26 protein-coding genes are annotated in these 25,184 nt (G+C 71.3%); 14 read left to right on the forward strand and 12 right to left on the reverse strand.

Annotated elements, in window-relative coordinates; all coding sequences use genetic code 11:
* Positions 1 to 43: 43 nt before the first annotated feature.
* A complete protein-coding gene (locus OO63_RS20830) occupies positions 44 to 898 on the reverse strand; it encodes a DMT family protein (RefSeq protein ID WP_030360748.1) in 855 nt (284 codons plus the stop codon).
* Between the two features lie 138 nt (positions 899 to 1,036).
* Between OO63_RS20830 and OO63_RS20835 the strand changes: the two genes are divergently transcribed.
* Positions 1,037 to 1,375 (forward strand): hypothetical protein, encoded by a 339-nt coding sequence (locus OO63_RS20835; protein WP_030360749.1) that lies wholly within the window; start codon positions 1,037 to 1,039, stop codon positions 1,373 to 1,375.
* Positions 1,376 to 1,394: 19 nt separating this feature from the next.
* Positions 1,395 to 2,579 (forward strand): glutathionylspermidine synthase family protein, encoded by a 1,185-nt coding sequence (locus OO63_RS20840; RefSeq protein WP_030360750.1) that lies wholly within the window; start codon positions 1,395 to 1,397, stop codon positions 2,577 to 2,579.
* A gap of 43 nt (positions 2,580 to 2,622) precedes the next feature.
* Here the strand turns inward: OO63_RS20840 and OO63_RS20845 are convergent, their stop codons facing one another.
* Entirely contained in the window at positions 2,623 to 3,024 is a 402-nt protein-coding gene (locus OO63_RS20845) for a winged helix-turn-helix transcriptional regulator (protein WP_030360751.1), read from the reverse strand.
* Positions 3,025 to 3,194: 170 nt separating this feature from the next.
* On the opposite strand from OO63_RS20845, the gene OO63_RS20850 reads away from it, so the two are divergent.
* The 5 genes from OO63_RS20850 (at position 3,195) to OO63_RS20870 (ending at position 7,401) form a co-directional block, all read left to right on the forward strand.
* Positions 3,195 to 3,821 (forward strand): hypothetical protein, encoded by a 627-nt coding sequence (locus tag OO63_RS20850; RefSeq protein WP_157854020.1) that lies wholly within the window; start codon positions 3,195 to 3,197, stop codon positions 3,819 to 3,821.
* Positions 3,822 to 3,984: 163 nt separating this feature from the next.
* Positions 3,985 to 4,575 carry a hypothetical protein gene (locus OO63_RS42310; RefSeq protein WP_051811033.1) on the forward strand — a complete coding sequence of 197 codons (591 nt, stop codon included), beginning with the start codon at positions 3,985 to 3,987 and terminating at the stop codon, positions 4,573 to 4,575.
* A gap of 139 nt (positions 4,576 to 4,714) precedes the next feature.
* Entirely contained in the window at positions 4,715 to 6,058 is a 1,344-nt protein-coding gene (locus OO63_RS42315; RefSeq protein ID WP_051811034.1) for a hypothetical protein, read from the forward strand.
* Positions 6,055 to 6,639: a hypothetical protein gene (locus OO63_RS20865; RefSeq protein ID WP_051811035.1), complete on the forward strand. Its 585-nt coding sequence runs from the start codon at positions 6,055 to 6,057 to the stop codon at positions 6,637 to 6,639. The genes OO63_RS42315 and OO63_RS20865 overlap by 4 nt, the downstream gene beginning before the upstream one ends.
* A gap of 15 nt (positions 6,640 to 6,654) precedes the next feature.
* Positions 6,655 to 7,401, forward strand: a complete 747-nt coding sequence (locus OO63_RS20870) for an ABC transporter ATP-binding protein (RefSeq protein ID WP_030360756.1) — start codon at positions 6,655 to 6,657, stop codon at positions 7,399 to 7,401.
* Here the strand turns inward: OO63_RS20870 and OO63_RS20875 are convergent.
* On the reverse strand, positions 7,380 to 8,726 hold the full coding sequence (locus OO63_RS20875; protein ID WP_051811036.1) for an MFS transporter: 1,347 nt from the start codon (positions 8,724 to 8,726) through the stop codon (positions 7,380 to 7,382). The two genes, OO63_RS20870 and OO63_RS20875, sit on opposite strands and share 22 nt — an antisense overlap.
* A gap of 159 nt (positions 8,727 to 8,885) precedes the next feature.
* On the opposite strand from OO63_RS20875, the gene OO63_RS20880 reads away from it, so the two are divergent.
* Complete coding sequence (locus OO63_RS20880) at positions 8,886 to 9,818, forward strand: LysR family transcriptional regulator (protein ID WP_030360758.1); 933 nt, start codon at positions 8,886 to 8,888, stop codon at positions 9,816 to 9,818.
* Between the two features lie 16 nt (positions 9,819 to 9,834).
* Here OO63_RS20880 and OO63_RS20885 read toward each other — a convergent pair whose 3' ends face one another.
* Together OO63_RS20885 and OO63_RS20890 are read right to left on the reverse strand one after the other, a co-directional pair.
* Complete coding sequence (locus OO63_RS20885; protein ID WP_030360759.1) at positions 9,835 to 10,197, reverse strand: hypothetical protein; 363 nt, start codon at positions 10,195 to 10,197, stop codon at positions 9,835 to 9,837.
* Between the two features lie 136 nt (positions 10,198 to 10,333).
* Positions 10,334 to 10,951, reverse strand: coding sequence for a TetR/AcrR family transcriptional regulator (locus tag OO63_RS20890; RefSeq protein ID WP_030360760.1), 618 nt, complete (start codon positions 10,949 to 10,951; stop codon positions 10,334 to 10,336).
* Between the two features lie 142 nt (positions 10,952 to 11,093).
* Here OO63_RS20890 and OO63_RS20895 point away from each other — a divergent pair, with 142 nt between their 5' ends.
* Complete coding sequence (locus OO63_RS20895; protein WP_030360761.1) at positions 11,094 to 13,310, forward strand: MMPL family transporter; 2,217 nt, start codon at positions 11,094 to 11,096, stop codon at positions 13,308 to 13,310.
* Positions 13,311 to 13,335: 25 nt separating this feature from the next.
* Here the strand turns inward: OO63_RS20895 and OO63_RS20900 are convergent, their stop codons facing one another.
* Entirely contained in the window at positions 13,336 to 14,205 is an 870-nt protein-coding gene (locus OO63_RS20900) for a polysaccharide deacetylase family protein (RefSeq protein ID WP_030360762.1), read from the reverse strand.
* A gap of 151 nt (positions 14,206 to 14,356) precedes the next feature.
* Entirely contained in the window at positions 14,357 to 14,791 is a 435-nt protein-coding gene (locus OO63_RS20905) for a hypothetical protein (protein WP_030360763.1), read from the reverse strand.
* A gap of 378 nt (positions 14,792 to 15,169) precedes the next feature.
* Between OO63_RS20905 and OO63_RS20910 the strand changes: the two genes are divergently transcribed.
* Complete coding sequence (locus OO63_RS20910; RefSeq protein ID WP_030360764.1) at positions 15,170 to 15,547, forward strand: hypothetical protein; 378 nt, start codon at positions 15,170 to 15,172, stop codon at positions 15,545 to 15,547.
* Positions 15,544 to 17,532 (forward strand): tetratricopeptide repeat protein, encoded by a 1,989-nt coding sequence (locus tag OO63_RS20915; protein ID WP_051811037.1) that lies wholly within the window; start codon positions 15,544 to 15,546, stop codon positions 17,530 to 17,532. Before OO63_RS20910 ends, OO63_RS20915 begins: the two co-directional genes overlap by 4 nt.
* 339 nt (positions 17,533 to 17,871) lie before the next feature.
* On the opposite strand, the gene OO63_RS42320 is transcribed toward OO63_RS20915, so the two are convergent.
* Together OO63_RS42320 and OO63_RS20925 are read right to left on the reverse strand one after the other, a co-directional pair.
* The gene (locus tag OO63_RS42320) at positions 17,872 to 18,756 is read right to left on the reverse strand and encodes a hypothetical protein (RefSeq protein WP_051910162.1); all 885 of its coding nucleotides are present in this window, start codon (positions 18,754 to 18,756) and stop codon (positions 17,872 to 17,874) included.
* A 154-nt stretch (positions 18,757 to 18,910) separates the two neighbouring features.
* A complete protein-coding gene (locus OO63_RS20925) occupies positions 18,911 to 19,477 on the reverse strand; it encodes a TetR/AcrR family transcriptional regulator (RefSeq protein ID WP_030360767.1) in 567 nt (188 codons plus the stop codon).
* 125 nt (positions 19,478 to 19,602) lie between these two features.
* Here OO63_RS20925 and OO63_RS20930 point away from each other — a divergent pair, with 125 nt between their 5' ends.
* On the forward strand, positions 19,603 to 21,057 hold the full coding sequence (locus OO63_RS20930) for an MFS transporter (RefSeq protein WP_030360768.1): 1,455 nt from the start codon (positions 19,603 to 19,605) through the stop codon (positions 21,055 to 21,057).
* On the opposite strand, the gene OO63_RS20935 is transcribed toward OO63_RS20930, so the two are convergent.
* Positions 21,044 to 21,271, reverse strand: coding sequence for a DUF397 domain-containing protein (locus OO63_RS20935; RefSeq protein WP_030360769.1), 228 nt, complete (start codon positions 21,269 to 21,271; stop codon positions 21,044 to 21,046). The two genes, OO63_RS20930 and OO63_RS20935, sit on opposite strands and share 14 nt — an antisense overlap.
* Complete coding sequence (locus OO63_RS20940; RefSeq protein ID WP_030360770.1) at positions 21,268 to 22,104, reverse strand: helix-turn-helix domain-containing protein; 837 nt, start codon at positions 22,102 to 22,104, stop codon at positions 21,268 to 21,270. Before OO63_RS20940 ends, OO63_RS20935 begins: the two co-directional genes overlap by 4 nt.
* A gap of 144 nt (positions 22,105 to 22,248) precedes the next feature.
* Between OO63_RS20940 and OO63_RS20945 the strand changes: the two genes are divergently transcribed.
* Both OO63_RS20945 and OO63_RS20950 read left to right on the forward strand, forming a co-directional pair.
* A complete protein-coding gene (locus tag OO63_RS20945) occupies positions 22,249 to 22,686 on the forward strand; it encodes an ATP-binding protein (protein WP_106983443.1) in 438 nt (145 codons plus the stop codon).
* A 393-nt stretch (positions 22,687 to 23,079) separates the two neighbouring features.
* On the forward strand, positions 23,080 to 24,108 hold the full coding sequence (locus tag OO63_RS20950) for an SGNH/GDSL hydrolase family protein (RefSeq protein WP_030360772.1): 1,029 nt from the start codon (positions 23,080 to 23,082) through the stop codon (positions 24,106 to 24,108).
* Positions 24,109 to 24,191: 83 nt separating this feature from the next.
* Here OO63_RS20950 and OO63_RS20955 read toward each other — a convergent pair whose 3' ends face one another.
* Positions 24,192 to 25,073, reverse strand: coding sequence for a hypothetical protein (locus OO63_RS20955; RefSeq protein ID WP_030360773.1), 882 nt, complete (start codon positions 25,071 to 25,073; stop codon positions 24,192 to 24,194).
* Positions 25,074 to 25,184 lie beyond the last annotated feature (111 nt).

The raw sequence follows: 25,184 nt of genomic DNA on the forward strand, positions 1-25,184 counted from the left end.
CACCATGTCCGTGACGGGCGTCGCACGGTGTCTGCCGTAAGGGCTACCGCTCGGCCCCGGACGCCTCCCCCGCGGCCACCCCCTCCGGCGCCTCCCCGAACCGCGCGAGCGCCAGCGCCCCCGCCACCGCCACCGCGAAGCCGAGGATCGCCAGCCAGCCCAGGCCCTCGCGGGTGCGGTCGCCGAGCCAGACGACGCCGACCAGGGCGGGGCCGATCGTCTCGCCGATGACCATGCCTGCCGTGGCGGCCGTGACCGAGCCGCGTTGGAGGGCCGAGGTGAGGAGGAGGAAGGCGGCGCCGCCGCCGAGCAGGAGGGCGTAGGCCGCGGGGTTGGTGAGCAGGGCGCCGGGGGAGACGCCGTCGATGAGGCGGACGGTGACTTCGACGACGCCGAAGCCGCAGCCCGCGCCGAGACCGAGGGCGAGGGCCCGGCCCCGGTCGGGCAGCCGCCCCGCCGCCGCACCGAGGAGCAGCACGGCCACGGCGACCGCCAGCATCGCGTACCGCAGACCCGTCGACCCCGTCTCGTCGCCCTCGGCCCCCGAGGCGAGCCCGAGCATGGCGAGCCCCGCGCAGACCACGCCGACGGCGCCCCACTCGGTTCCGCTGAGCCGCACCCGCAGCAGCCGCGCCGCGACCACCGCCGTGACGGCGAGGGACGCGGCGAGCGCGGCGCCGACCGTGTAGATGGGCAGGGAGCGCAGGGCGACGATCTGGAGGAGGAAGCCGAGGCCGTCGAGGGCGAGCCCGGCGACGTACCGCCATTGACGTACCGCACGCAGGAGGAGGGCCGGGTCGACGCCGGAGCCCGTGCCGGGCGCGGTCGCGCGCGCGGCGACCGCCTGGAGCACCGAGGCCGTACCGAAGCAGACCGCTGAACCGAGCGCGCAAATCATCCCAAGAGACACGAAAGGACAGTAGATCAGGGAGCCTCGCCCGCCCCGTCGGCGGGGCGCGCCGCGTGGTCATCTACCCTGCGTCGTCGATACGTTTCGCACGCGCAACGTGGTGAGCAACGGGGGAGAGACAAGGCCATGCCGGAAGAGATACGGAAGCGGCGGCGGGTGCGGTCAAGCACCGTCGCCCTCGGTTCCATGGGCGTCCTCGCCGCCGCCCTCACGTCCTGCGGCTCCGAGCCGGACAAGCGGTGCGTGGATCGCGACAGTTACGACGTGCTCAGCGGGTACCGGGTCGTCAGCGACCAGTTGTGCGGGAGCGGCGGCAGCGCTCGCGCCTACGGCAAGGGCGACGCCGACTGGTACTACGACGCCGACGTCAGCCGCGGCTACGCCGACGACGGCACCTTCAGCCGCAGCGAGGCCGTCGACCGGGACGGCTTCGGCTGCTCCGGCTCCGGCTCCGGCGGCGGCTGAGCGGCGAGGGCGTCGCGCCGTGGAACGCCGCACCATCACCCCCCGCCCCGGCTGGCAGCAGACCGTCGAGGAGCAGGGCCTCATCTACCCGCTGACCCGCCACCCCGACGGCGAACTGCGCCCGTACTGGGACGAGTCCGCGTACTACGTCTTCAGCCTGCCCGAGGTCGAGGCCCTGGAGGACGTCGTCGAGGAGCTGCACACCATGTGCCTCGCGGCGGCCGACCACCTGGTCCGGGAGGACCGCCTCGCCGACCTCGGCATCACCGACCCGCGCCTCGCCGCCCTCGTCGCCGAGGCCTGGCGCCGACGCGCCGAACTCCCCTCCCTGTACGGCAGGTTCGACCTCCGCTACGACGGCACGGGCGCCGCGAAGCTCCTGGAGTACAACGCGGACACCCCGACCTCCCTCGTGGAGGCGGCGAGCCCGCAGTGGTTCTGGATGGAGGAGCGCTTCCCGGGCGCCGACCAGTGGAACTCCCTGCACGAGCGTCTCGTGGACGCCTGGAGGGAGCAGGCGCGCCTTCTCCCGCCCGGCAGCCCCCTGTACTTCGCGCACTCGGCGGGCGACGAGCTGGGCGAGGACCTGATGACGGTCGCGTACCTGCGTGAGACCGCCGAGCAGGCGGGCCTCGCCACGGACGCCATCGCCGTCGAGGACATCGGCTGGGACCGGCTCTCGCGCCGCTTCGTCGACAAGCGCCTCCGCTTCATCCGCTCCTGCTTCAAGCTGTACCCCTGGGAGTGGCTGACGACGGACCGCTTCGCGCCGTACGTCCTGGAGACCCTCGACAACGGCGGCGGTACGGGTACGACGCTGTGGATCGAGCCCGCCTGGAAGATGCTCCTGTCCAACAAGGCGCTGCTCGCGGTCCTCTGGGAGCTGTATCCCGGACACCCGAACCTGCTGCCCGCCTACTTGGACGGGCCGCGCGAACTCGCCACGACGACGGGGTACGTGACGAAGCCGCTGCTCGGCCGGGAGGGTGCGGGCGTGACCGTGCACGAGGTGGGTGCCCCGCTGTCGGTACCCCAAGAGCCTTGCTGCTACCAGGAGTTGGCGCCGCTGCCCGACTTCGACGGCAACCGTGTGGTGCTCGGGGCGTGGGTCGTCGGGGACGAGGCGGCGGGGCTCGGGATACGGGAATCGGCGGGGCTTGTCACGGACGAGTACGCCCGGTTCCTGCCGCACGTGATCCTCTGAGGCGCGGCGAGGGACGGGTCCGCGCTACCCGAAGCCTCCCCCGCTACCCGAAGGCCTCCCCCTGCCTCGCGTCGAACCGACTCCGGGCCGTCTCGATCTCCGCCATGTACCGATGGGTCCAGTCGCACATGCCGTCGATGGTGCGGAGCAGCGCCACACCCGCGTCGGTGAGCCGGTACTCGACGCGCGGCGGCACGGTCGGGTGGACGGTGCGGTGGACGACGCCGTCGCGTTCGAGGCCGCGCAGGGTCTGGGTGAGCATCTTGTGGCTGACGCCGTCGAGGGCGGAGCGCAGTTCGGTGAAGCGCAGGGTGCGCTCGCCGAGGGAGCTGACGATCAGGATGGCCCACTTGTTGGCGAGGCCGATGAAGACCTCGCGGGCCAGGGCGTCGGTGCGCGCCACCTCCGCCGCGTCGGCGCCGCCCTCGATCTGCCGGGTGCTCACGGGGTTCTCCTCCCACCGGCCACCGGAACGTGCCGGAACGTGCCTGCCTGTCACCACCGAGCGTACGTCGAGGGGGGCCGGGGCCGACGGGTTCGGGCGCACAGGGCACCATGGGCGGTCGCAATGATCAGAGCGCCGTGGCGGACACGGCGTGGGACCACGGGGAACACATGAGCACTCTGCGCGGTAGGCGGAACTACCGGTCTCTCGGTCTGACGGCGGTGGGTGTGATCACCGCCCTCGCGGTGACCGCGTGCGGCTCGTCCGACGGCGACTCGGACAAGGGCGGCAAGCCCGGCGCGTCGAAGGCCGCCGACGAGGCGCCGAAGAACCTCAAGCTGGGCCGGCCGGGCCCGGTCCAGGAGATCACCAGCTACAAGAAGACCGGCAAGTTCTCGATCACGCCGACGAAGGTGTCCCTCGGCGAGCCCGAGGACCTCAAGGAGCTGGACGACCCGAAGAAGTACAAGGACAAGAAGATCGCCTGGATCTACGTGAAGGCCAAGCACGTCGGCGGCCCCGCCATCAAGGAGGCCAGGCCGATGGGCGACATCGGCGCCGAGACCGACGCGGGCGCGCCCGCGACCCGCTTCATCCTCATCGGCACGCTCGCCAGCACACCCAAGGACTGCAACCTCCTCAACGGCGCCAAGGAACTGGGCAGCGAGGACATCTGGAAGCAGAACGAGGAGCGCACGGTGTGCGAGCCGTACCTGATTCCGGCGACGTCGAAGGTCAAGAACGTGACGTACTCCCAGGGCTTCTACAAGGAGCCCATCAAGTGGGCGGTGAAGTAGCCCGCGTCAGACACCTTTGGATGACGTGTCGGCTGGGTGTGGTCTTGATCACGGCGAGTTACTTGGGTGAGCGTTTAGATGATCTTCACCAAGCAGGCACGCCATGCTCACAAGGCGGGGATTTCGACTGTGCCCGAACAGTATGTTCTGGAGGGGGACTCCTGTGACCATCACCACTGTTGCGACCGGTCGTCGCATTCTCACTCGCACGTCAGCCGTACTCGTAGGCGCTCTTGCGGCGAGCACGCTGTTCGCCACCGCTGCCACTGCGGACGACACCGTCCCGGTCGGCGACAGCGCCGAGGTCAGCGACGACGCGTCGACTGTCAGCCCGGATGAGGACGGGCTGTTCGAACTGCAGGCGCCGGATGCTGAGCAGGGCGGGATCCAGGCCAGGAACTTCACCAGCTCGGTCGGTGGCTGGGGGCCCGGCAACAAGGAGTCCCGTCACTGGGCGGACAACGACTACACGGAGATCAAGTTCACTGGCTGCACGATGGACGGTGCCACCGGGCGTTCCCTCGACGTGCAGTTGCACCAGGCCATCCCGTTCGCCCTCGACAAGAGCCTCGGTTCGAAGCGGTTCACGAACTGCTTCAAGGGTTCGGGCCACACGTCCCGGGGCGAGTGGGACGTGCACTCTTCCAACGGTGACAATCGGTACTTCACGATCCCCAAGCTCAACGGATCCGAGTACACCCACGCCCGGGTGTCGGTGAAGAAGGTGTACGTCGACGTCTCGAAGGCCGACTAGTCACGGCTGACTCGACGTGACGCAGAGCCGGGAAGCGCTGTTTGGCTTCCCGGCTTTCCCCCATTTCTTCACAGAGCGGTCTCCTTCCTTGAACCTTCGCACCCGACTGCGCACCTCCCCCGCGGTGTGGACCGCGCCCGTGTGGCTCGGCATCATCGGTTTCTACTACTTCTACGCCCTGCACTTCGAGGACTCGTACGAGGAAGTCATCTCGGGGCCGCTCTGGGCGCCCGCGGAGGTCGAAGCGGCGCTGTCCTACTTCTACTCCTTCGCGTACGCCATCACGGTCGGCCTTGCCGTGTGGGAGGGCGGGCGGTTGAAGCGGGACGGGGTGTGGCAGCTCGCACCCGGGCGGTCCCGGTACCGGGTGGCAGCACACACGTTGCTGCCGGTCGTCACCGCGGGGTGGCTGGTGTTTGTGCTGCCCGTGGTGATGCGGCTGATTGAGACCCGTTTGCTGCCGACGCCGGCCGCGCTGGCGCCGCTGTTCATGGCCATGGGCATCGTGTGTGCGTACGCGGTGATCGGGTGTGCCCTTGGGCATGTCGCTCCTCGGCTGATCGCCGCCCCGTTGGCGGCCGTCGGCGTGTTCTACGTGATCGTCGAAACGGTGAAGTACGACGACCCGGTGTGGCCCCGGCACGTTTCGGGTCAGCCGGATACGTCGCTCGCTTTCGGTGAGCAGTACGGCGCGGCCACCATGGTCGTTCCGTTCCTGTTCGTTGCGGCGTTGGCAGCTGCGGTGGCAGCGTTCTGGATCCGGGTGGAGCGCGGACGGCAGTGGGCGACGCGTGGTGCAGCCGGTGTGGTTGCTGCGGCGGTCATGGCGTCGTGCGCCAACGTCGCGTCGGGGTGGGCCATCGCGGATGGCCCTGTGACCGCCGGGCATGCCGCCGCTCGCTGCACCGGCAGTGCCCCGCGCGTGTGCATGGCAGAGACCGGTGGCGCGGTCGACCGACTCGACGCCGTGCGCCGGGAGATCGTGAAGTCCGTGACCGGGCTCCGCGCCGCGGGGGCGAAGGTGCGTATGCCCGACACTGTGTCCGACAGCCTCCTCAACGGCCGGGACCGCGAGCGTTCGTCGGACACGATGTGGTGGCTCCCGCTGTCCCGGCAAGCCGGGCAGTCGGGCGGAGGTATGACCTCCATCCGCTACGCAGTCCTGCGCGCGAGCATCACTTTCCCCTGTGCTTTCCCGGTTTCGTTCGAGTCCGCTCCCTCCGCCGACTACGTCGTCAACCACGACGCCGCGATGCTGTGGGCGGCCACGGTCATCGACGCCGACAAGCCGTATCTGGCCTGGCGCAAGGGGGAGTATGGCGGTGTCTTCGAGAACCCCGGCCAGGTCCTGGCGAAGGTACGGGAGCGCGCGGGTGACGCATCGAAGCTTTCCGCCAGCCGTCAGGCGGCGTGGTTCCACGAGGAACAGGCGAAGGCCTGCCGCCTCGGCGGCATCGGCAAGGGGCAGGAGGCGCAGTCGTGATCTGGTGGGTCAAGGCCCGGCGCCTGGGGACCGTGCTGCTGCCCGGCACGGTCGTCTTCGCGCTGATCCTTTCCGTCGCGCACGACCGAGCCATCGAACTCCCCGGCATGCTCAGCGGGGGCGGCAACCGCGTGTTCCTGCTCCAGCTCGTTCCGCTGGTGATCACGTCGACGCTCGCCCACAGCCTGGCCCAACGCCTTGTCGAGGCCGAGGAAGTGGCTATGCGGAACGTGCGCCGCCTCGACACACTCCTGGTCGCGGCGTGCGTCTTGGCCGCAGTCTTGGCAAGCCTCGTCGTCGGTGGCCTCTCCGGCTCGGACGAGGCGACCGTGGCAGGCCGCAACACTGCCTTCCTCACCGGCGTCATGCTGCTCGCCGGAGCCGCGCACCCCCAGGCCGCCACGGTGGCCCCGGTGGGCTGGGTGTTCGCCATCGTCTTCCTCGGCTACGCGGACTTCGATCGCCCCTGGCCCTGGGCCGTCACTCTGCACACTCCCGCCAGCATCCCCTCCCTCGCCATCTGCTCGACCGTCTTCGTCGGCGGCCTGGTCGCTCAAGCCCGGGCCCGCCGTGCCCCGTGAAAGGCCTGCCCTCACATGCCAGTTGAACTCGACAACGTGTCCTACGCCTACGGGCGCAACAAGCCGCGCATCATCGACCGGCTCTCCTACACCGCACCCCACGGCTTCACGGTTCTGCTCGGCCCCAACGGCGCTGGAAAGTCGACCCTGTTGAAGCTGGCCGCAGGCGTGCACCAGCCTGCCGCGGGTGCCGTACGCCTGGGGCGCCTGGCGTCCACGTCCCGCGAGTACCGCAACAGAGTCGCCTGGATGCCTCAGTCGATCACCGCCATGACAGGCCTCACCGCTCGCGAGCAGGTCGCTTACACCGGCTGGCTCAAAGGCATGAATCGCGCGGATGCCTGGACCGCTGCTGCCGCCGCCCTCGAGCGGGTCGAGATGAAGGACCGGGCAGAGGTGAAGACCAAGCAGCTCTCCGGTGGTCAGCTCAGGCGGGTCGGTGTCGCATCAGCCCTCGTCCACGACGCCCGCGTGCTGCTCCTCGATGAACCCACCGCCGGAATGGACCCCACCCAGCGCCGTGTGTTTCGTGACCTGGTCCTCAACCTCGCCACCGACGAGGTCCAGGTTCTGATGTCGACCCACGACGTCGCCGACCTCGCCGAGGAAGCCGACCACGTCACTGTTCTCACTGAGGGGGCGATCAACTTCACCGGCGCCACTCGCGACTTCCTTGCCCACGCCCCCGCCGACACTCCCGAAGGCCGGCGAGCCGAAGCCGCGTACACCATCGTGTCCGCTCACTCGGCACTCTCCGGCTGACGGCCTCGCACCAGCTCGCGGTCCCTTCTGCTGCTGCGACGCGGCAGCAGGAACGGCGTCGCCAGGCTGAGGAGTCCTGCCGTGGTGATCGCCGTGCGGGGGGTCGTGAGGGTGGCCAGGAGGCCGCCGAGGGCGGTCAGGGTCGCGACCGTCGCCTTGCTCGTGATGGACCACGCCGAGAGGGTGCGGGTGATGCGGTCGGGTGGGGTTCGGGTCAGGCGGTACGTGGCGTAGACCGGGTTGAAGACGCCCATGCAGGTGATCAGGCCGAACTCGACGGTCATGACGAGGGCGAGGCCGGTCGGGCCCGGGTGGACGAACGCCAGGCCGAGGGGCCAGCAGGCGCGGAGCGTTCCGGCGGTGCGCAGGACGGCTCGTTCGCCGTGGCGCCGGACGAGGGCGGGGGAGAGGCGGGCGCCGACCAGGCCGCCGAGGCACGGCAGCGCGAACGCCAGGCCGTACTGCCAGGGGGCGAAGCCGAGCGGGCCGAGCATGAGGACGGCGAGGGGCGGGGCCGTCGCCATGATCAGGCCGCTGACCAGGACGGTGTTGAGGAACAGGGGGCGCAGGGCCGGGTCGGCGAGGATGAAGCGCCAGCCGTCGGCGAGGTCGCGGGCGCGGACGCGGGGCGGTCCGCTCGTCGTGGCGGAGGGCCCTTTCCCGGCTGCGGGCGCTTTCTCGGCCGCGGGCGCTTTCCCGGCCGCAGGCTTCGCCATCGCCGCAGCGCGGCCTTCGCCTCCGCCGATCGCCCGGATCCCCACCGCCGACAGCAGATAGCTCACCGCGTCCGCCGCCACCGTCACCACCGGCCCGAACATCCCCACCGCCGCCCCGCCGAGCGGCGGCCCGAGTGCGGTCGCCGTCCAGGACGTCGACTCCAGGCGGCCGTTGGCGGTGAGCAGGCCCTCCGGGGGTACGAGCCCCTTCAGGCAGGCGCCGGCCGCCGCGCCGAAGGCGATGTCGGCGGCCGAGACGGTCACTGCCACCACCAGCAGGTGGGCGAAGGTGAGGTGGTCGAGGGCGTACGCGGTGGGCACGGTGAGCAGGGCCGCGCACCGGACCAGGTCCGCCGCGACCATCACCGGCCGCTTGCGTCGGTGCTCCACCCACGGCCCGAGCGGCACCGCCACCGCCGCCCCCACCGCGAGCCCGGCGGCGGAGAGCAGCGCCACCTGCCCCGTCCCGGCGTGCAGGACGAGCACCGCGATGAGCGCGAACGCGTCGAAGGCGAACCGGGTGCCGAAGGAGCTGATCGCGTACGCGGCCCACAGCCACCGGAACCCGCGCCCCAGCGGGACCCGCTCGCGCACGTCCCCGACCGCCATCCCGAGCCTCCTTCTCCGCCGTCCCGACGACCGCCGCACACCACATCCGCCGCCGCGATCCCCTCCGCCGACCGGCATCAAAACGAGGCACCCCACCCCGGGGCAAACAACCTCCCGCCCCCGCCGGACAACCCCTGGTTGTGCCCCTAGTCTGTCGCCGTGGATCTCAACGCTGTACGCACGTTCCTCGCCGCCGCCGAGTCCGGGCAGTTCCAGGAGGCCGCCGTCGATCTCGGGGTCACGCAGCAGGCGGTGTCCAAGCGGGTGGCCGCGCTGGAGAAGGAGTTGGGGGTGCGGCTGTTCGACCGGACGCCCCAGGGCGCCCGGCTCACCATCGACGGGCAGGCGTTCCTGCCGCACGCCCGGGCGCTGGCCCTCGCGGAGGAGCGGGCGGCGGCCTCGGTGCGGCCGGGGAAGCGGGCGCTGCGGGTGGACGTGGTGGGGCGCAGGGTCGCGACGGCGGGTCTGGTGCGGGACTTCCACCGGGCGCACCCGGAGGTCGAGCTGGACATCGTGACGTTGTACGGCGTGGACGCGGCCGTGGCGGCGCTGGAGTCGGGGGAGATCGACGCGACGTTCCGGGCGGTGACCATGCCGGGGCGGCGGCTCCCGGACCACATCGAGGCCATGCCCGTACTGGACGAGCCGATGCACCTGTTCACGGGGCCCGCGCACGAGTTCGCGGCGGAGAGCGCGCTCGCGCCGGAGCGGCTCGCGGGGCAGCGGATCTGGATGCCGGGGAACGAGGCGGGCACGGAGTGGGCGGCGTACTACGACGCGCTCGCGGCGACGTTCGGGTGCGTGATCGAGACGCTGGGACGCCCGAACTTCGGCATCGAGTACCTGCTGGACACGATCGCGGAGTCGACGACGCTCGCGACGTTCCTCAGCGAGCGGACGCCGCTGGTCTGGCCCGCCGGGCACGACCTGCGCCTGATCCCGCTGCGCGACCCGACGCCGGTCTACCCGCACTCGCTGCTCTGGTACGACACCAATCCGCACCCCGCCCTCGCGGTGCTCCGCGACCACCTCGCCGCCGCCGGGCTCGCCCACGACGGCACGGTCACATGGCGGCCGACGTGGGCGAGGTGAGGCGGGCGGCCGGGGTTCAGCCCAGGAAGCACGCCGAGACGTAACCGACGACGCCGGTGCGCTTGTTCTGGACGAGCTGCCAGGCGACGGTGTGGCTGCCGTCGGGGCACTGCACGCGTGGGCCCGAGTCGGCCTGGTACCAGTACGCGCAGTCGCCCTGGTTGGCCCAGCCGACGTGGCTCCCGCCGGGCTTGTTGCGCATGTGGATGTTGGTGCCCTTGAAGTCGGTGTGGGGGCCGCCGTGTTCGCAGGCGGCGAGGGACTTGGCGGCGGCCGGGGCCCCGGTGGCCGCGACGGCGTGCCCGGTGGTGAACGGGGCCAGGAGCAGCGCGGCGCCCGCCACCGCCAGGGCGGCCGTCCTCGTGGTTCGCTTCATCATGAACGCAACGGTCCCGAACCTGGGCGGACCCGACAAGAAGGCGCGACCCGCACCCCCTTGTCCGTGGGAGTGATTCCCCGCCACGCGCGCCCCCTGCCCCGCCCGGACGCGCCCCCGCCCCGTCCGGACGCGCCCCTCAGCCCCGCGGGTCCTTGCACGCCAGCTCCAGGCACGACGCCACGAGCAGTTCGAGGTCGGCCTCAAGGGGGCCGCCGGAGTCGCCGGGTGCCGATGCCGTGAGGTGCTGCATCGCGAGGCCGTCGAACCCGGCGAGGAAGAAGCGCGCCATCGTGCGCGCGTCCACGGCCGGGTCGGTGCCGCTGCGCCGCGAGACCTCGGTGACGAGGGCGGCCGTCGTGTCCTCCAGGCCGCGCTGCTGCTCCGCGGCCATCTCGCGCAGGTCGGGGTCGCGCAGCGCGAGGACGTACAGCTCGGTCATGAGCAGGTACTGGCCGGGGCGTTCGCGCAGGCTCGCGCCCAGTGCCCGCGCCATGGCCTGCACGGTCCCGTCGAAGGACACCTCGCCCGGGGCGGCCGTCCGCACCCGCTCCAGGATGTCCCCGGTGAGCCGCTCGAGGACCGCCGCGTACAGCTCCTTCTTCGTGCCGAAGGTGTAGTGCACCGTCGCCTGGGCCACGCCGAGCTCCGCGGCGATCGCGCGGGTGCTGCCCGCGGCGATGCCTTCGCGTGCCATCAGGTCGATGGCGGCCTGGACGAGCTGGGGGCGCCGTTCGGCGGCGGGGATGTGGGCCACGGGGCCATCGTATCGACCGGATCGGCCCATTCGGGCGGGCGACGTTGTCGCTCGACTTTGTCACCTGACCAAGTCGTGCGTACAGTGCGTGGGGGAGGGGTCCGCAGGGGCCCGCCGACCCCATGACCCAAGGGAGGGACCCATGGCGACATTCCTGTACCGCCTGGGCCGGTTCGCCTTCGTACGCCGCCGGGCGGTGCTCGTCGCCTGGGTGGCGCTGCTTGTGCTGCTCGGCGGCGCCGCGGCCGCGTTCTCGGAACGGCCGAGCGAGGAGTTCAAGGTCCCCGGCACGGAGGCGCAGACCACGCTCGACCGGATCAAGGGGGCGTTCCCGGAACAGGCCAACGCCTCCGGGCAGTTGGTCTTCACGGTCGACAAGGGCCGCAGGCTCACCGACGCCGCGCCCCGCGCGGCCGTCCTCGCCGCCGTGGAAAGGGTCGCCGATGTGCCCGCCGTCGCCTCCGCCGCCGAGCCGTTCGGGGCGCGCGCCGTCTCGCCGGACGGCCGGGTCGCCATCGCGCAGCTCGGCTTCGACGAGAAGGTCTCGGACGTCACGGACGCCGACCGGTCGGCGGTCCGCGAGGCCGTGGGCGACGCGGCGGCGGACGCCGGGGTCACCGTGAAGTACGGCGGTGACGCCTTCGTGCCGCCGGTGACGGCGGGCAGCAGCGAGGTGATCGGCCTCGGCGTGGCCGTCGTCGTCCTCCTCGTCACCTTCGGCAGCGTGGTCGCCGCCGGGCTGCCGCTCCTGACGGCCCTGATCGGCGTCGGCGTCGGCCTCGCGGGCGTCTTCGCGCTCTCCGGCAGCTTCGAGCTGATCTCGACGGCGCCTGTCCTCGCCCTGATGATCGGCCTCGCCGTGGGCATCGACTACGCCCTGTTCATCGTGTCCCGGCACCGCCAGCACCTGGCCGAGGGGATGGTCCCGCAGGAGGCGGCGGCCCGCGCGACCGGCACCGCCGGCAGCGCCGTCGTCTTCGCCGGGCTCACCGTCGTCGCGGCCCTCGCCGGGCTCTCCGTCGTCGGCATCCCGTTCCTCACGGTGATGGGCCTCTCCTCGGCGGCGGCCGTGCTCGTCGCGGTCCTCGTCGCGGTGACGCTGGTACCGGCGCTGCTCGGATTCGCCGGTACGCGGATCGCCGGACGGCGTCGTACGAGGACGGGTACAAGTACAGGTACGGGCCCGGAGGCCGACCGGCCGCCCCGGGAGACCTTCGGCACCCGCTGGGCACGGCTCGTCACCCGGCGCCCCGTCGCCGTCCTCCTCCTCGGCCTCCTGGGCCTCGGCGCCCTCGCCGTACCCGCCGCCGATCTGCGCCTCGGCCTGACCAGCCCCGGTTCACAGGCCGAGCACACCTCCGCCCGGCAGGCCTACGACCTCGTGTCCGAACGCTTCGGGCCGGGCTTCAACGGCCCCCTCACCGTCGTCGTCGACGCCTCCGGTGCACCGAAGCCGAAGCAGGCCGTCGCCCGCGTCACCGCCGAGGTCGGCCGGATGCCGGGCGTCGCGGCGACCCTGCCGCCCGCGTACGACGCCCGCAGCGGCACCGCCGTCGTCACCGCGCTGCCGAAGACCGGACCCGACAGCGCCCGCACCAAGCAGCTCGTGTCCGACCTGCGCGACCACCGCGCCGACTGGAAGGAGACCACCGGCGCCGACGTCGCCGTCACCGGCACCACGGCCGCCGCCATCGACGTCTCCCAGAAGCTGACGGACGCCCTGCCGCCGTTCCTGGCCGTGATCGTCGGCATCGCCGCCGTCCTGCTCACCCTCGCCTTCCGGTCCGTCCTCATCCCCCTGAAGGCCATCGCGGGCTTCCTGCTCAGCATCGCCGCGTCCACCGGCGTGGTCGTCGCCGTCTACCAGTGGGGCTGGCTCGCCGACTTCGTGGGCGTACCCAGGACCGGGCCCGTGGTGAGCTTCCTGCCCATCCTCCTCATCAGCGTGCTGTTCGGCCTCGCCATGGACTACCAGCTCTTCCTGGTCTCCCGGATGAAGGAGGAGTACGTGCACGGGGCCGCGCCCCGCGACGCGGTCGTCCGCGGCTTCGGCCACAGCGCCCGCGTCGTGACCGCTGCCGCGCTCATCATGGTCTCGGTGTTCGCGGGCTTCGTCTTCGACGACGACCCGATCATCCAGCCCATCGGCTTCGCCCTCGCCGTGGGTGTCCTCGTCGACGCGTTCGTGGTGCGGATGGCGCTCGTACCGGCGGCGATGGCCCTGGCGGGGCGGGCGGCGTGGTGGTTCCCCCGGTCCTGGGAGCGCGTTGTCCCCCGGGTGGACATGGAGGGCGAGGCGCTCGCGACGGAGCCGCCGGTGCGGGAGCCGGTGGGCGCGGGGCCGCGCGTCAAGGTGTGACCGGGGCGCGGGGCGGGGGAGCCGGTCAGCCCCGCCCCGCGCGGTGGTGCTCCGCGATCTCGTCCGACGTGGTGGTCCACACGCCCGGGTGGTTCACCACGTACTCCAGTGCCTGGTCGAGGTACTTGGCGCGGAACGCCTGCCCGATGACGAACGGGTGCAGGGCGAGGGCCATCACGCGCCCGCTGTCCGCCGCCTCCGCGTCGGCGTGCAGCTGGTCGAGCTGGTCCTTGACGATCTGGACGAAGTCGGGGCCGGTCATGCTGTGGCCGACGAAGAGGTTGATGTCGTTGAGTTCGACGGAGTACGGGACGCCGAACATGCCGGGGACGTTCAGGTCGAAGGGCTGGTCGTCGTTCGTCCAGTCGAGGACGTAGTCGAGGCCGAGTTCCTTGATGAGGTGCGGCGTCCGGAACGTCTCGGTGAGGGCGGGCCCCATCCACCCGCGCGGCCGCGTCCCCGTGGTCCGCTCGATGGTCTCGACGACGTCCGTCAGGTACTTCCGCTCCTCGTCCTCCGTCATGTCCGCCTGGAAGACCGAGTTGTTCTTGCCGTGCGCGAGCCAGGCCCAGTCGCGCTCGCGCCCCGCCCGGATGATCTGCGGATAGCGTTCGCCCACATCGGAGTTGAGCAGCACGCTGGCCCGCACGCCGTGCTTGTCGAGGGTCTCAAGCGTCCGCCAGAAGCCGACGCGCGGCCCGTAGTCCCGCCACCCGTAGTTCAGCGGGTCCGGGGTGAGGTGCGCGGTGCCGGGGAACGTCGACGTCGACGGCTTGTCGACCTCGTAGTGCTCGATGTTGAGCCCCACATAGAAGGCGACCTTGGCGCCGCCCGGCCACTGGATCGGCTCGCGCTCGACTATGGGGCTGTAGTCGTAGAGCTGGTTGTCGGCCATCACACTCACCTCGGAACGCTCGCTGCGGTGCGCTGGCAGCGGGCTGCTGTCAGCGGTCTGTCGTGGGCGGGAGCGGTGTCCCGCCCACGACAGACATCCTGAAACGTTCACACTGATGTGAGGGTCAAACGGTCGCCGCCCCCTTCTCCGCCTACTTCACTTCCACGGTGACCTTCCAGGGCAGGACGACGGCCGGGCAGGCGTAGCCGGGGTCGGGGACGCAGCTGCGGGTCGCGCTGACGGTTGCGGTGGCGGTGCCGACGCCGTCCACGTGCAGGTCGGCGCGGGCGTCGCCGTTCGGCAGGGTGCTGCCCGCGGTCTTGCGGAGCACGTCGGGGGTGTCGGTGTCCGGGGCGGTCCACTTCCAGGTGACGTGCCCGTCGCGGTACGCGGTGAGCCTGACCTCGACGGTGTCCCCGGTGGCGACGCTGACGGTCCGGCCGTGGTCGAGGTTCGTCAGGACGGCCCTCCCGGCCGCCGCCCGCGCCTCGACCTGGGCGGTCGCCGGAGTGGCGGTGGCGGCGAACGCGGCCAGGACGAAGAGGCCCGCGGCCAGCGGGACGGCGGTGCGGTGCGTCGGCTTCATGGTTTCCCCAGGGTGTGCGTGTCGGTACGGATCCGTGGGGGCAGGCCGGACGGCCCGCACCCAGAGATCAGAATCGGCCGCGCGCAGCCCGCACTTGCGGCTGTGACCGACAAACACCCTGTTTGGGTGAGCCGGGGGCGTTACGTCACGTCGTGACCGCCGAGCGGCCCGCGCGCGGTGCCCCTTACTCGTCCCCTTACTCGTCCTCGGCCTCGATGCCTGGCCCTTCGGTCACCCACTGCCGAGCGGCGGCCAGGTCGGGCGCCGTGCCCGCCATCTCGTAGGCGAAGCCGTTCCACGCGATCAGGGCCCGGAGATGACTCCAGGTGGTGTTGCGGAGGGACAGACTTGATCATGTCTTCGGAGCGACCATGGGGTATGACGAGCTGGCGTAAGGCGTGTCTGGTGGTCCTCGCAGTCGTGGGTGTCGCGGCGGCAGTGGGGTTGGTCGTGGTGCTTTTGGCCGCCGATCTCAACACGGCCGCCGCGGCGGCCAGCGTGGTGGGTGCGGTGGTGGGTGTCGTGGCGACCTGGGTGGCGGTGGCGGCGTTGCTGCGTTCTTCGTCGACATCGGCGACGGTCCAGGCGGACGGTGGGTCGAACGCGGCGGGCCGCGACATGCGCAGCCCGCGGGCTCGTGACACCGGGGTGGGCTCCGCGCCTCCGCCCACTCCGAGGCCGGGGGTGTCCGCATCGGGCGGGTCGAACGCGGCGGGCCAGGACATGGAGGACCCGACCGCACACCGCGGCCTGTGACCCCCTGGCAGCGCCGCAAGCGGCCTGTCGAAGCCGACATCCTCTCCACGGCGGCGGGCGTCTCGGCGACCTCGGGGTCCAATGCCGCCGGGCGAGACCTGGTCAACCCCGTAGCCGTCCACGCCGCGTACGCGCTGCCGCCGGAGGCGTATGCGCCGATCCCCGACAGCGCTGCGGCGGGCGGGGTGTCGAACATCGGGACCGGCCTGTTTGTCGGCCGCGTCGACGAACTGGAGGCGCTGGAGGCGGCGTTCGCCCGGCCCGGCGAGGTCGTCGTGCACGCGGTGCACGGGCTGGGGGGAGCAGGCAAGTCGGCGCTCGCCGCGCGCTGGGCGGCCCGTCGGCCCGAGAAGGTGCGGTGGTGGATCACCGCCGACACCGAGACCGCGGTCAACGCGGGGCTGGCCTCGCTGGCGCGAGCCCTGTGGCCCGGACTGGCCGGGCTGCCCGCCGAGTTGCAGACCGAACGCGCGCTGGCCTGGCTCGCCGGCCATGATGGATGGCTGCTCGTGCTGGACAACGTCGAGGACCCCCGGCACATCCGCCCACTCCTGGACCGCGTGCCGGGCGGCCGGGTGCTGGTCACCACCCGCCGCGCGACCGGCTGGCACCACCAGGCCACCACGATCCGCCTCGGCGTGTTCGACCCGGCCGAAGCCGTCGACCTGTTCACCCGCATCCTCACCCACCCGGGCCCCCGCGACACCGACGGCGCCGCAGCCGTGTGCGAGGAACTCGGGCACCTGGCCCTGGCCGTGGAGCAGGCCGCCGCGTACTGCGCCGAGACCGGCACAAGCCCCCGCGACTACCTGGACATGCTGGCCCGGTGGCCCGCCACCATGTTCGCCGCCGGTACCGAGGGCGGCGACTCCGAACGCACCATCGCCCGCATCTGGCACCTCACGCTCAACCACCTGACCGACACCCCACTGGCCGGTGACGTCCTGCGGATCCTGGCCTGGTATGCCCCCGACAACATCCCCCGCACCCTGCTCCACGGCCTCGCCGAACCACCCCAGCTCGCCACCGCGGTCGGCAAGCTCGTCGCCTACAACATGATCACCGACAACCACGACGGCACCCTGTCCATCCACCGCCTCCTCCAGGCCCTCGCCCGCACCCCCGACCCCGACGACCCCCACCGCCTCCCCGAAGCCGTCGACCAAGCCCGCGACCAGGCCGCCGCACTCCTCGCGTACACCTTCCCTGCCGACAGCAAACAGCCCGAAACCTGGCCCCAGTGCAGGGCCCTCCTCCCACACACCGACGCCCTCACCCGCCACCACACCCCCGACCACGACACCACCCACACCGCCTACGCCCTCGACCGCGCCGCCGCCTACCGGATCGGCCAGGGCGCACTCGCCCTGGCCATCCACGCCCTCCAACGCGCCCTCACCACCCACGAACGGCTGCTGGGCGGCGATCACCCCAGTACGCTGACTTCGCGCAACAACCTGGCGTACGCATACGAGTCGGCGGGGGATCTGGGCCGGGCAATCCCGCTCTACGAACACGCGATGGCGGACTACGAGCGGGTCTTGGGCGGCGATCACCCCAGTACGCTGACTTCGCGGAACAACCTCGCGTACGCATACGGGTCGGCGGGGGATCTGGGCCGGGCGATCCCGCTGTACGAGCGGACCCTGGCGGAGCGGGAGCGGGTCTTGGGCGGCGATCACCCCAGTACGCTGACTTCGCGGAACAACCTCGCGTACGCATACAAGTCGGCGGGGGATCTGGGCCGGGCAATCCCGCTGTACGAACGCACCCTGGCGGACTGCGAGCGAGTCTTGGGCGGCGATCACCCCGACACGCTGGCCTCGCGCAACAACCTCGCGTACGCATACGAGTCGGCGGGGGATCTGGGCCGGGCAATCCCGCTCTACGAACGCACCCTGGCGGACTGCGAGCGAGTGCTGAGCCCGAAGCATCCAATGATTGCGGTGGTGCGTGTGAACCTGGAACTGGCGCGGTCCGCATAGCGGGTGTGGCGCCCTCCGTTGGCCGAGCCAGGATGTTGGCGTGGGTGGACCGGGCGATGCAGCAACCGGAGGCAGGCGGACGGCATTTGGTCGCCACCTCCGGTCGCCGCAGCGGATCACCAGTCACCTGGGCCGCGACCTCGTCGTCCTGGGCGAGCGCGTTGCGCACCGGGCTGAACTTCAGCCCGATGTCCTCGGCCAGCTCCGTACCACTTCGCCAGCGACGAACCCCGGCTTCCTGCCCAGCAGCCTTCCTCCGGTGACAGATCCACGGCAGCCTAAGGCCAGAGCACCCCACCACCACGGCCTCAATCAGCCCCAACAGCCCGCGCGCAAGGTTCAGATATGGGCTCTGACCGCCGAGCGGCCCGCCCGCAGTGCCGCCCGCACCGTGGGCGCGCCCCGTGCCGCCGCACCCGCCCCGGCCCACCCGGCCCCCGCGCCGCTGCGGCCCGCCTCCGCCCGGTCCCTGCGGCACTCCCCGCACTGGTCCTCCCCGGCCACCGGCCGGAACAGCGTCGGCCGCCCGTGCGGCCCCGCGCACTCCCGTAGTGCGGCGACCTGTGGCTGTGCCGGGCGCGGTGGCACGGGGTCCCTGAGCAGGGAGCGGACCAGGCCGCCCGGCTTGTGGATCACCTGGTGTGCGCCCGGCAGGCCCCGCCGGATCTCGTCCCGTACGGCGTCGGGGCTGTGGCCGAGGGCCAGCCACTGCCCCGCGAGGTCGGTGAGCTGGGCCAGCATGCCGCGCGGCACGCGCAGGCGGGGGTCCAGGTCTGGCAGGCCCTCCACGATCAGGTCGGCCTGCGGCAAGTCGACGGCTGGCGGGGGAGGTTGGGGGGTGTTCTCCGGGGGTGTTGCGTCTGGATGACGGCCGACGGCCCGGTCGGTCGGCTGACCGACCGCCGGAAAGCGGTCACTCGGAGCGGAGTCCCGTAAGGCGGCGGCCTGCTCCGCGTCCAGCGGCACGTTCGAGAGGAGTTGGTAGGTGGCCCAGCGTCCCCGCTCGCGCTGCTCGCGCCACTCGTGGAGGTAGCCCTCGGCCTTCAGCTCCGCCTTGGCCGTCTTGAACCGGGTCCGCCCGATGCGTGCGCTGCGCGCGGTGTCGGAGAGGGGTTCGTCCGCCCCTTCGGGGAGGGAGAGCTGCCAGGTCAGAAGCCGGACCGCGTCCGAGTCGAGCCGAGGATGTCGGATGATCTCGTTCGGCGTCTGAGAGAAGAAACGCACGGGGGCGATAACATGGCGATGCATTTTCGGTGCTCCCATAGCAGGCACTGGAAGTGAAGGCCCTCGCCGCTGGTTGCAGCCAGCACGGGGGCCGTTTAGTTGTGGTTACGGTACATCAAGTCGCGTGCACGGAACGTCACTTCACGGTGCGGGGTCACAGCAGCCGGTCGACCAGCCCGTCGACGTACTCCGGGGTGAGCGGGCTCATGCCGAAGAGCACGCGGATGTACATGGGGGCCAAGACGTGGTCGAGGACGTCGAGCGCGTCGGGTGCGGGCTCGCCCCGTTCGCGGGCGCGGTCGAGCATCGACTGGAGCTGGCGGGTGCGTTCGGCGCGGAGGTCGTAGCCCGCCTTCAGGCCCTGCTTGCCGCTGCTCGACAGGGCTACGGCCAGGTGCAGCACCGCGGGGCCGTCGGGGCCGGTGATCTCGCGGGCCACCTGGGCCGCGTACGTACGCAGGTCACCGTCCAGGCTCCCGGTGTCGGGCATCGGTGACCGCGTGTTGAGGCGGGTGAGCGCCACGTCGGTGAGCAGGGCCTCCAGGTTGCCCCACCGGCGGTAGATGCTGCTGTCGGCCACCCCCGCGCGGGCCGCGACCTCGCCGACGGTGAAGTTGCCGTAGCCGCGCTCGCTGATCAGGTCCGTTACGGCCTGGTGCACCTCCGCCGCGACACGGGCGCTGCGCCCGCCGGGCCGCCGGGCTCGCTCTCGATCACTCATGCCCCCACCTTAACGCAGGTCGCACTTGCGTTTATGGGGGGACTCTCCTTACAGTCGCCTAACGCAGTCGTCGGCTGCGTTAGGGCGTTTGCCCGTAGACGGACCCGTAGACGGAGAGGAATCCCATGGCTGCATCGCACGCGGGGGCCGCAGGCAGGGGGCGGTCGAACCGGGCCGTGCTGCTCACGGTGACCTGCCTGGGCCAATTCATGGTCCTGCTGGACAACACGATCGTCGGGGCGGCGCTGCCCGACATGCAGCACCGGCTGCACACGGAGCTGACCGGTCTGCAGTGGATCGTCGACGCGTACGTCCTGCTGGTCGCCATGCTGCTGCTGTCCGGTGGGATCTTCGCCGACCGGTTCGGCCGCAAGCGGGTGTATCTGACCGGTGTGGTGGTGTTCACCGCCGCGTCGGTGCTGTGCGCCCTCGCGCCCTCGCTCGGCTGGCTGATCGGCGGCCGGGTCCTCCAGGGCATCGGCGCCGCCGCGCTGAGCCCCGCCTCACTGGCCCTGCTCGTCGCCGCCTACCCCGTGCCGCAGGAACGGGTCAAGGCGATCGGCCTGTGGGCCGGATTCAGCGGAATCGGCCTGGCCGCAGGGCCCGTTGCGGGCGGCGTGCTGACGGACGCCTTCGGCTGGCCCGCCATCTTCCTCGTCAATCTGCCCATCGGCGCTGTCCTGTTGGTGCTCGGCCTGCGCCACCTCGGCGAGTCCCGCAATCCGGGCGCCCCCGCCATCGACATCCCCGGGACGGTGCTGTCCGTCCTCGGAGTGGGGGCGCTGACCTACGGCCTGATCGAGGGCGGCGCCCGTGGCTGGACGGAGCCGGTGATCCTGGGCAGCTTCGCCGCCGGGGCGGTCCTCCTCGCCGCCTTCGTCGCCGTCGAGGCGCGGCGCTCCGCGCCGATGCTGCCGCTGGGGCTGTTCCGGCAGCGGCTGTTCACCGTGTCGAACACCGCCATGGTCGTGGTCGGGTTCGCGCTCATGGGTTCGTCGTTCTTCTTCTCCCAGTTCTTCGTGTACGTCCAGGGCAGCTCGATCCTGCGCGCGGGCCTGCAGACGCTGCCCGTCTCCCTCGCCATGGTGATCGTCAGCCCGTACGCGGGTCGGCTCGCCGCCCGGTACGGCTTTCGCGTCGTCGTCACCGTCGGCCTGGCCCTGGCCGGGCTCGGCCTTCTCGCGCTCGGCATGGTCCACGCCGACACCGGCTACGGGAACGTGTGGTGGCGCCTCGCGGTCATCGGCACCGGCTTCGCCCTGACCCTGTCCCCGCTGACGGGAGCCGCCATCCAGGCCGTCAGCCCGCAGGAGGGCGGGCTCGCCTCCGGCGTCAGCAGCACGACTCGGCAGATCGGGGCGGTGCTTGGCGTGGCCGTCCTCGGCGCCGTCGTCCGCGCCCGGCAGTCCGGCGGGGCCTCGTTCGAGACCGGCCTCAACAGTGCCTTCGTTACGGCGGGTGTCATCACGTTGGCCACTGCGGTGTTCACCGGCCTGTGGCTGGCCAAGTCCAAGCCTGCGGAGGGCTCCGCCCCGGCGCAGCGTTCCGCCGAGCCGGACGCGGTCGCTACTCGGCGGTGAGGTGTATGAAGTCCGCCCAGGCGGCGGGGGTGAGGGTGAGGCGGGGGCCGTCGGGGTTCTTGGAGTCGCGGATGAGGATGGCTTCTAGGGTGGCGGCGACTTCAACACACTCGGGCTCGTCGGCGGTGCTGTGAGTGCTCTTGCGCCAGGCCACTTCGACGCACTCGGGGCCGTCGGCCGTGCTGTAGCTGCTCTTGACCCACTCCAGTGTCATGCCTTTCCCCGCAATTCCTCGATGAAGTCCAGCGACTCCCGGGGGCCGAGAGCCTGAGCCCGGATCATGCCATGGCGCATTTCGAGGATCTGGAGCTCTCGCGGATCCGTGATCACTCGGCTGATGAGCTGGACTTCGAGGTGTCCGAACGTGGTTCCGCTCTTGAGCTTGAACAGGGTGAGCGGTCCGCCGAGCCCGGCGTTCTCCTCGCGGTCCAGCGGCAGGACCTGAATGGTCACGTTCCGCAACTGCCCTACCTCCAACAGATGTTCGAGCTGCCTGCGCATCACCAGTCTGCCCCCATTGGCGCGGCGCAATGTCGACTCGCACTGCACGAAGCCGAAAACAGGCAGCCCTGACGCGTCGTCGACGATGCCCTGCCGCGACATGCGACCGGCTACGCGCCGCTCCACTTCCTCCTCCGGGAAGGGCGGTTGCCGGTTCCGGACCTCGGCCTCGGCGTACTCCTTGGTCTGCAACAGCCCGTGGATCACGGAGTTGTTGTACGTACACAGCTCAAGCGCCTGCGCCTCAAGCTTGGCCAAGTCCCGCACCTTCTTCGGGTACCTGACCTTCTCCGCGTCGGGCTTCAGGCCCTTGAGGTGACCGCCCGCCTTCAAGACCTCATCGGCCCGGTCCAGGAACTCCGGCCTGGGAATCCGCGCCCCGCGCTCCACCTTGTGGATCAGGTTCTCCCCGTACCCCATCAGCTCCCCGAACTGCACCACCCGCAGCCCGGCGGCCTCCCGCCAGAACTTGATCTGGCGCCCGATGAGTTCCGCGACCACGCTGGACTCGTCATCGGAGTCGACCTCCCAACCGACCTCGTCCATACCCTCGTTGCCCTCGTTGTCGTCCAAGGTCGCCTCCCGGGGTCACGGGTACGTTCGGGACAGGTGGGGACACCCTCGTACAGCCACCGTACGTACAGGAATCGTCACTGTTCAGGCTAGGCGCCAGCCGCCACGCTGAGTTACGTGAACCCAGAAATCACCCGAACCGTGCGTTCCGCCGCACGGCCAGTGCACCGCTTCCGCGCTCAGCTGCCCGCCACGTGGCGCGGGGCCCGCAGGGCAAGGCTGCTCGCGACCGAGCAACTGCAAGCATGGGGACTGCCGTTCGAGGAGGCGGCCCACATCCTCGCCGAGCTGGCGACGAACGCGGCGGTGTACGGGCGCGTACCCGCGCGGGACTTCAGGATCGAGCTGACGGCGACGCCGGACGGCGTGCTGCGGATCGAGGTGGCGGACACGCGCGGTGACCGGCTGCCGGTCGTACGGGAGCCGGACGGGGAGGACGAGTCGGGCCGAGGGCTGATGATCGTGGCGGCGCTCGCGGACCGGTGGGGCGTGGAGCTGGGTCCGGAGCCGCTGAAGACGGTGTGGGCGGAGCTGGACGTCCGGGTCGTGTCTTAGTCGGTCATCTGGCGCTCGGGGTGGGGCGACTGTGACCGCTCTCGGGCGAATTCTGGTCGGTTCGAGCCGTACGGCCGCGTCGGCTGTCGCGTCTTTCTGCGAGGGTCGCTCACTCGCGCGGCAGGCGCGGCCGTACGCGCACCACGGCCGCACCGGCAACCCGCGTTCGGTTCGTGATTGATCTCCGTTTTGGCGGCCACTGGGCCTGGGGCACCCCTGCTGAGCAGGCGAGACGAGTCGGCGTGAAGTGGCTGGCCAAGATTGCCTGGTTGCGCTTCACCACCCTTGGATCATCACGTTCCGCTTGTGAATGAATGCATGGCGTTACGACCCTCGCTCGTTCCTCCTCTTCTCGTGGAACCCGACGAAAGGGCTTCAGCCATGTCTTCGGCCATGCGTAAGACGACGACCACCACCAAGGCGCGGCGGCTGGCCGCCGCGGCCGTCGCGCTGGGCAGTTTCCTGGCGCTCGCCGCCCCGGCGGCACCCGCGGGCGCGGCCCCCGCCGACCCGGTGCGAACCGTCTTCTTCGGCGACTCCTACACCGCCAACTTCGGCATCGCCCCCGTGAACAACCCGGACAACGAGAAGTACTTGTGCTTCCAGGCCGCCGAGAACTATCCCGCCGTCGCCGCACGGAGCCTCGCCGCCAAGGGCATCACCCTCGACGTCCAGTCGGACGTCTCCTGCGGAGGCGCCCTCGTCGAACACTTCTGGAAGGAGCAGGAACTGCTCGGCGGGGCGGGGACGGTCCCGGCGCAGCAGGACGCGCTCAAGGACGACACCCAGCTGGTCGTCGGCGGTGTGGGCGGCAACACGCTGGGCTTCACCAGCATCCTCAAGCAGTGCTCCGCCAAGCTCCGGGGAGGCGAGGGAGCGCTGCTGCCCGGCTGGCCGGTGGACCCGGACCAACCGGCGGGCGAGTGCCGGGACTTCTTCGAGTCGGGCGACGGAAAGGCGTGGCTGGACTACCAGTTCGAGCGGGTCGAAGGGGACCTGGAGGAGATGCTCCTGCGCGTGAGCTACTCCGCTCCGGACGCCGCGCGCGTCCTGGTCGGCTACCCCCGGCTCGTACCCAAGGACACGACCAAGTGCCTGACCGCCGCCCCCGGCCAGACGGAACTGCCCTTCGCCGACGTCCCCAAGGACGCGCTGCCGGTCCTGGACCAGGTCCAGAAGCGGCTGAACGACGTCATGAAGAAGGCCGCCGCCGACGACGAGGCAGACTTCGTGGACCTCTACGACCGCACCGGGAACACCACGGCGTGCGACGGCGCCAACCGGGGCATCGGCGGCCTCCTGGAGAACTCCCAGCTCGAAATCGGCCAGCCGATCCCGTGGTACGCACACCCCAACGAGAAGGGCCGTGACATCCAGGCCAAGCACGTGGCCACGAAGGTCGAGGCAGTCCTCAACCGCTGACCGGCGACACAGCCGCCGTTCCCCCTCGTGAACGAAGCCCCAGGACCGTGGCTGGTCCTGGGGCTTCGTTCATACCTGAGCGGCTACGACGTCGTGCAGGTCGCCTCCGCCGTCACCTTCTGGGGCGTGCCCGTCGTGTTCTCGGCGGTGATGCGCCATCCGGTGCCGTCGGGGAGGGGGCGGGAGTCGCCGATGAAGGCCTGGCCGCTGGGGTAGGAGCCGCCGCCGCTTGTTCGTTGGCCGGGTCCGCACTTGGCGGTGGCGACGCCCTCGGCGCCGGGCTGGACGGTGATCTGCGGGCCGATCCGGGTCTCGTGGAAGGCCGACGAGCACAGGGCGACCGCGTTGAAGCTCTGCGTCTGGTCCGTGTCGTTGAACAGGACGGCGTGGTAGTTCCCGACCGAGGCGGAGAAGCGCATCCCGATGACCTGGATGCTCGACGCCTCCCAGCCGCCGCCGCTGGGAGTCTGGCCCTCGGGGCAGCGGACGTCGCTGATGCCGCTCTGCGAGTGGGCGGGCACCGTCAGGGGGTTGGCGGCGGCCACGCGCGTGTGGGACTGAGGGGTGCAGACGGCGAAGGCCGAACCGCGCCGCTCCGCGCCCGACTTGTTGGTGAACTTGACCTCCCACCCGTTGTTGCGGGGCGACGAGCCGGACATGAACAGGCCCTTGCCGGACCGGATGCCACCGCCCCCGCTCGGCTGGCGGCCGGCCGGGCACGACGCGAAGACGGTCGTGGACACGCCTGCCGGGATGACCAGCTCGGGGCCCTGGTGGCCCGTGTGGTCCATGGGGGCCGCGGCCCTGGGCGCGGGGGCTGGTGCAGGCGCGGGTGCGCCGCCCGCCCGGCCGGTGGCCTCGGCCACTCCTGCGGTGAGGGTCAGGGCGGCGACCGCCGCCATCACGGGAATCCTGATCCGCTTCACTTCGTCCTCCGAGTGCTGGTGCTTCTGCAGGGCAGGCATGCCCGGTGCACCCGGAGATTCCGGGAAAGTCACTCCTGGGGCTGACGCGCCTCGGCCAGGCGGCGGGAGCGAGCTGGACGCCCGAGGGCTCCCGAGGGGTGCGTGCCCCTG

The organism is Streptomyces alboflavus, from assembly GCF_000716675.1.
Classification (GTDB): Bacteria; Actinomycetota; Actinomycetes; order Streptomycetales; family Streptomycetaceae; genus Streptomyces; species Streptomyces alboflavus.

Bases quoted from the DNA above. Each gene is read 5' to 3' on its own strand.
- OO63_RS20930 (WP_030360768.1), top strand. From the start codon at position 19,603: ATGGCTGCATCGCACGCGGGGGCCGCAGGCAGGGGGCGGTCGAACCGG.
- OO63_RS20875 (WP_051811036.1), bottom strand. From the start codon at position 8,726: ATGGCGGTCGGGGACGTGCGCGAGCGGGTCCCGCTGGGGCGCGGGTTC.
- OO63_RS20910 (WP_030360764.1), top strand. From the start codon at position 15,170: ATGACGAGCTGGCGTAAGGCGTGTCTGGTGGTCCTCGCAGTCGTGGGT.
- OO63_RS20940 (WP_030360770.1), bottom strand. From the start codon at position 22,104: ATGGACGAGGTCGGTTGGGAGGTCGACTCCGATGACGAGTCCAGCGTG.
- OO63_RS20835 (WP_030360749.1), top strand. From the start codon at position 1,037: ATGCCGGAAGAGATACGGAAGCGGCGGCGGGTGCGGTCAAGCACCGTC.
- OO63_RS20950 (WP_030360772.1), top strand. From the start codon at position 23,080: ATGCGTAAGACGACGACCACCACCAAGGCGCGGCGGCTGGCCGCCGCG.
- OO63_RS20905 (WP_030360763.1), bottom strand. From the start codon at position 14,791: ATGAAGCCGACGCACCGCACCGCCGTCCCGCTGGCCGCGGGCCTCTTC.
- OO63_RS20870 (WP_030360756.1), top strand. From the start codon at position 6,655: ATGCCAGTTGAACTCGACAACGTGTCCTACGCCTACGGGCGCAACAAG.
- OO63_RS20895 (WP_030360761.1), top strand. From the start codon at position 11,094: ATGGCGACATTCCTGTACCGCCTGGGCCGGTTCGCCTTCGTACGCCGC.
- OO63_RS20935 (WP_030360769.1), bottom strand. From the start codon at position 21,271: ATGACACTGGAGTGGGTCAAGAGCAGCTACAGCACGGCCGACGGCCCC.
- OO63_RS20955 (WP_030360773.1), bottom strand. From the start codon at position 25,073: ATGCCTGCCCTGCAGAAGCACCAGCACTCGGAGGACGAAGTGAAGCGG.
- OO63_RS20925 (WP_030360767.1), bottom strand. From the start codon at position 19,477: ATGAGTGATCGAGAGCGAGCCCGGCGGCCCGGCGGGCGCAGCGCCCGT.
- OO63_RS20830 (WP_030360748.1), bottom strand. From the start codon at position 898: ATGATTTGCGCGCTCGGTTCAGCGGTCTGCTTCGGTACGGCCTCGGTG.
- OO63_RS20900 (WP_030360762.1), bottom strand. From the start codon at position 14,205: ATGGCCGACAACCAGCTCTACGACTACAGCCCCATAGTCGAGCGCGAG.
- OO63_RS20850 (WP_157854020.1), top strand. From the start codon at position 3,195: ATGAGCACTCTGCGCGGTAGGCGGAACTACCGGTCTCTCGGTCTGACG.
- OO63_RS20885 (WP_030360759.1), bottom strand. From the start codon at position 10,197: ATGATGAAGCGAACCACGAGGACGGCCGCCCTGGCGGTGGCGGGCGCC.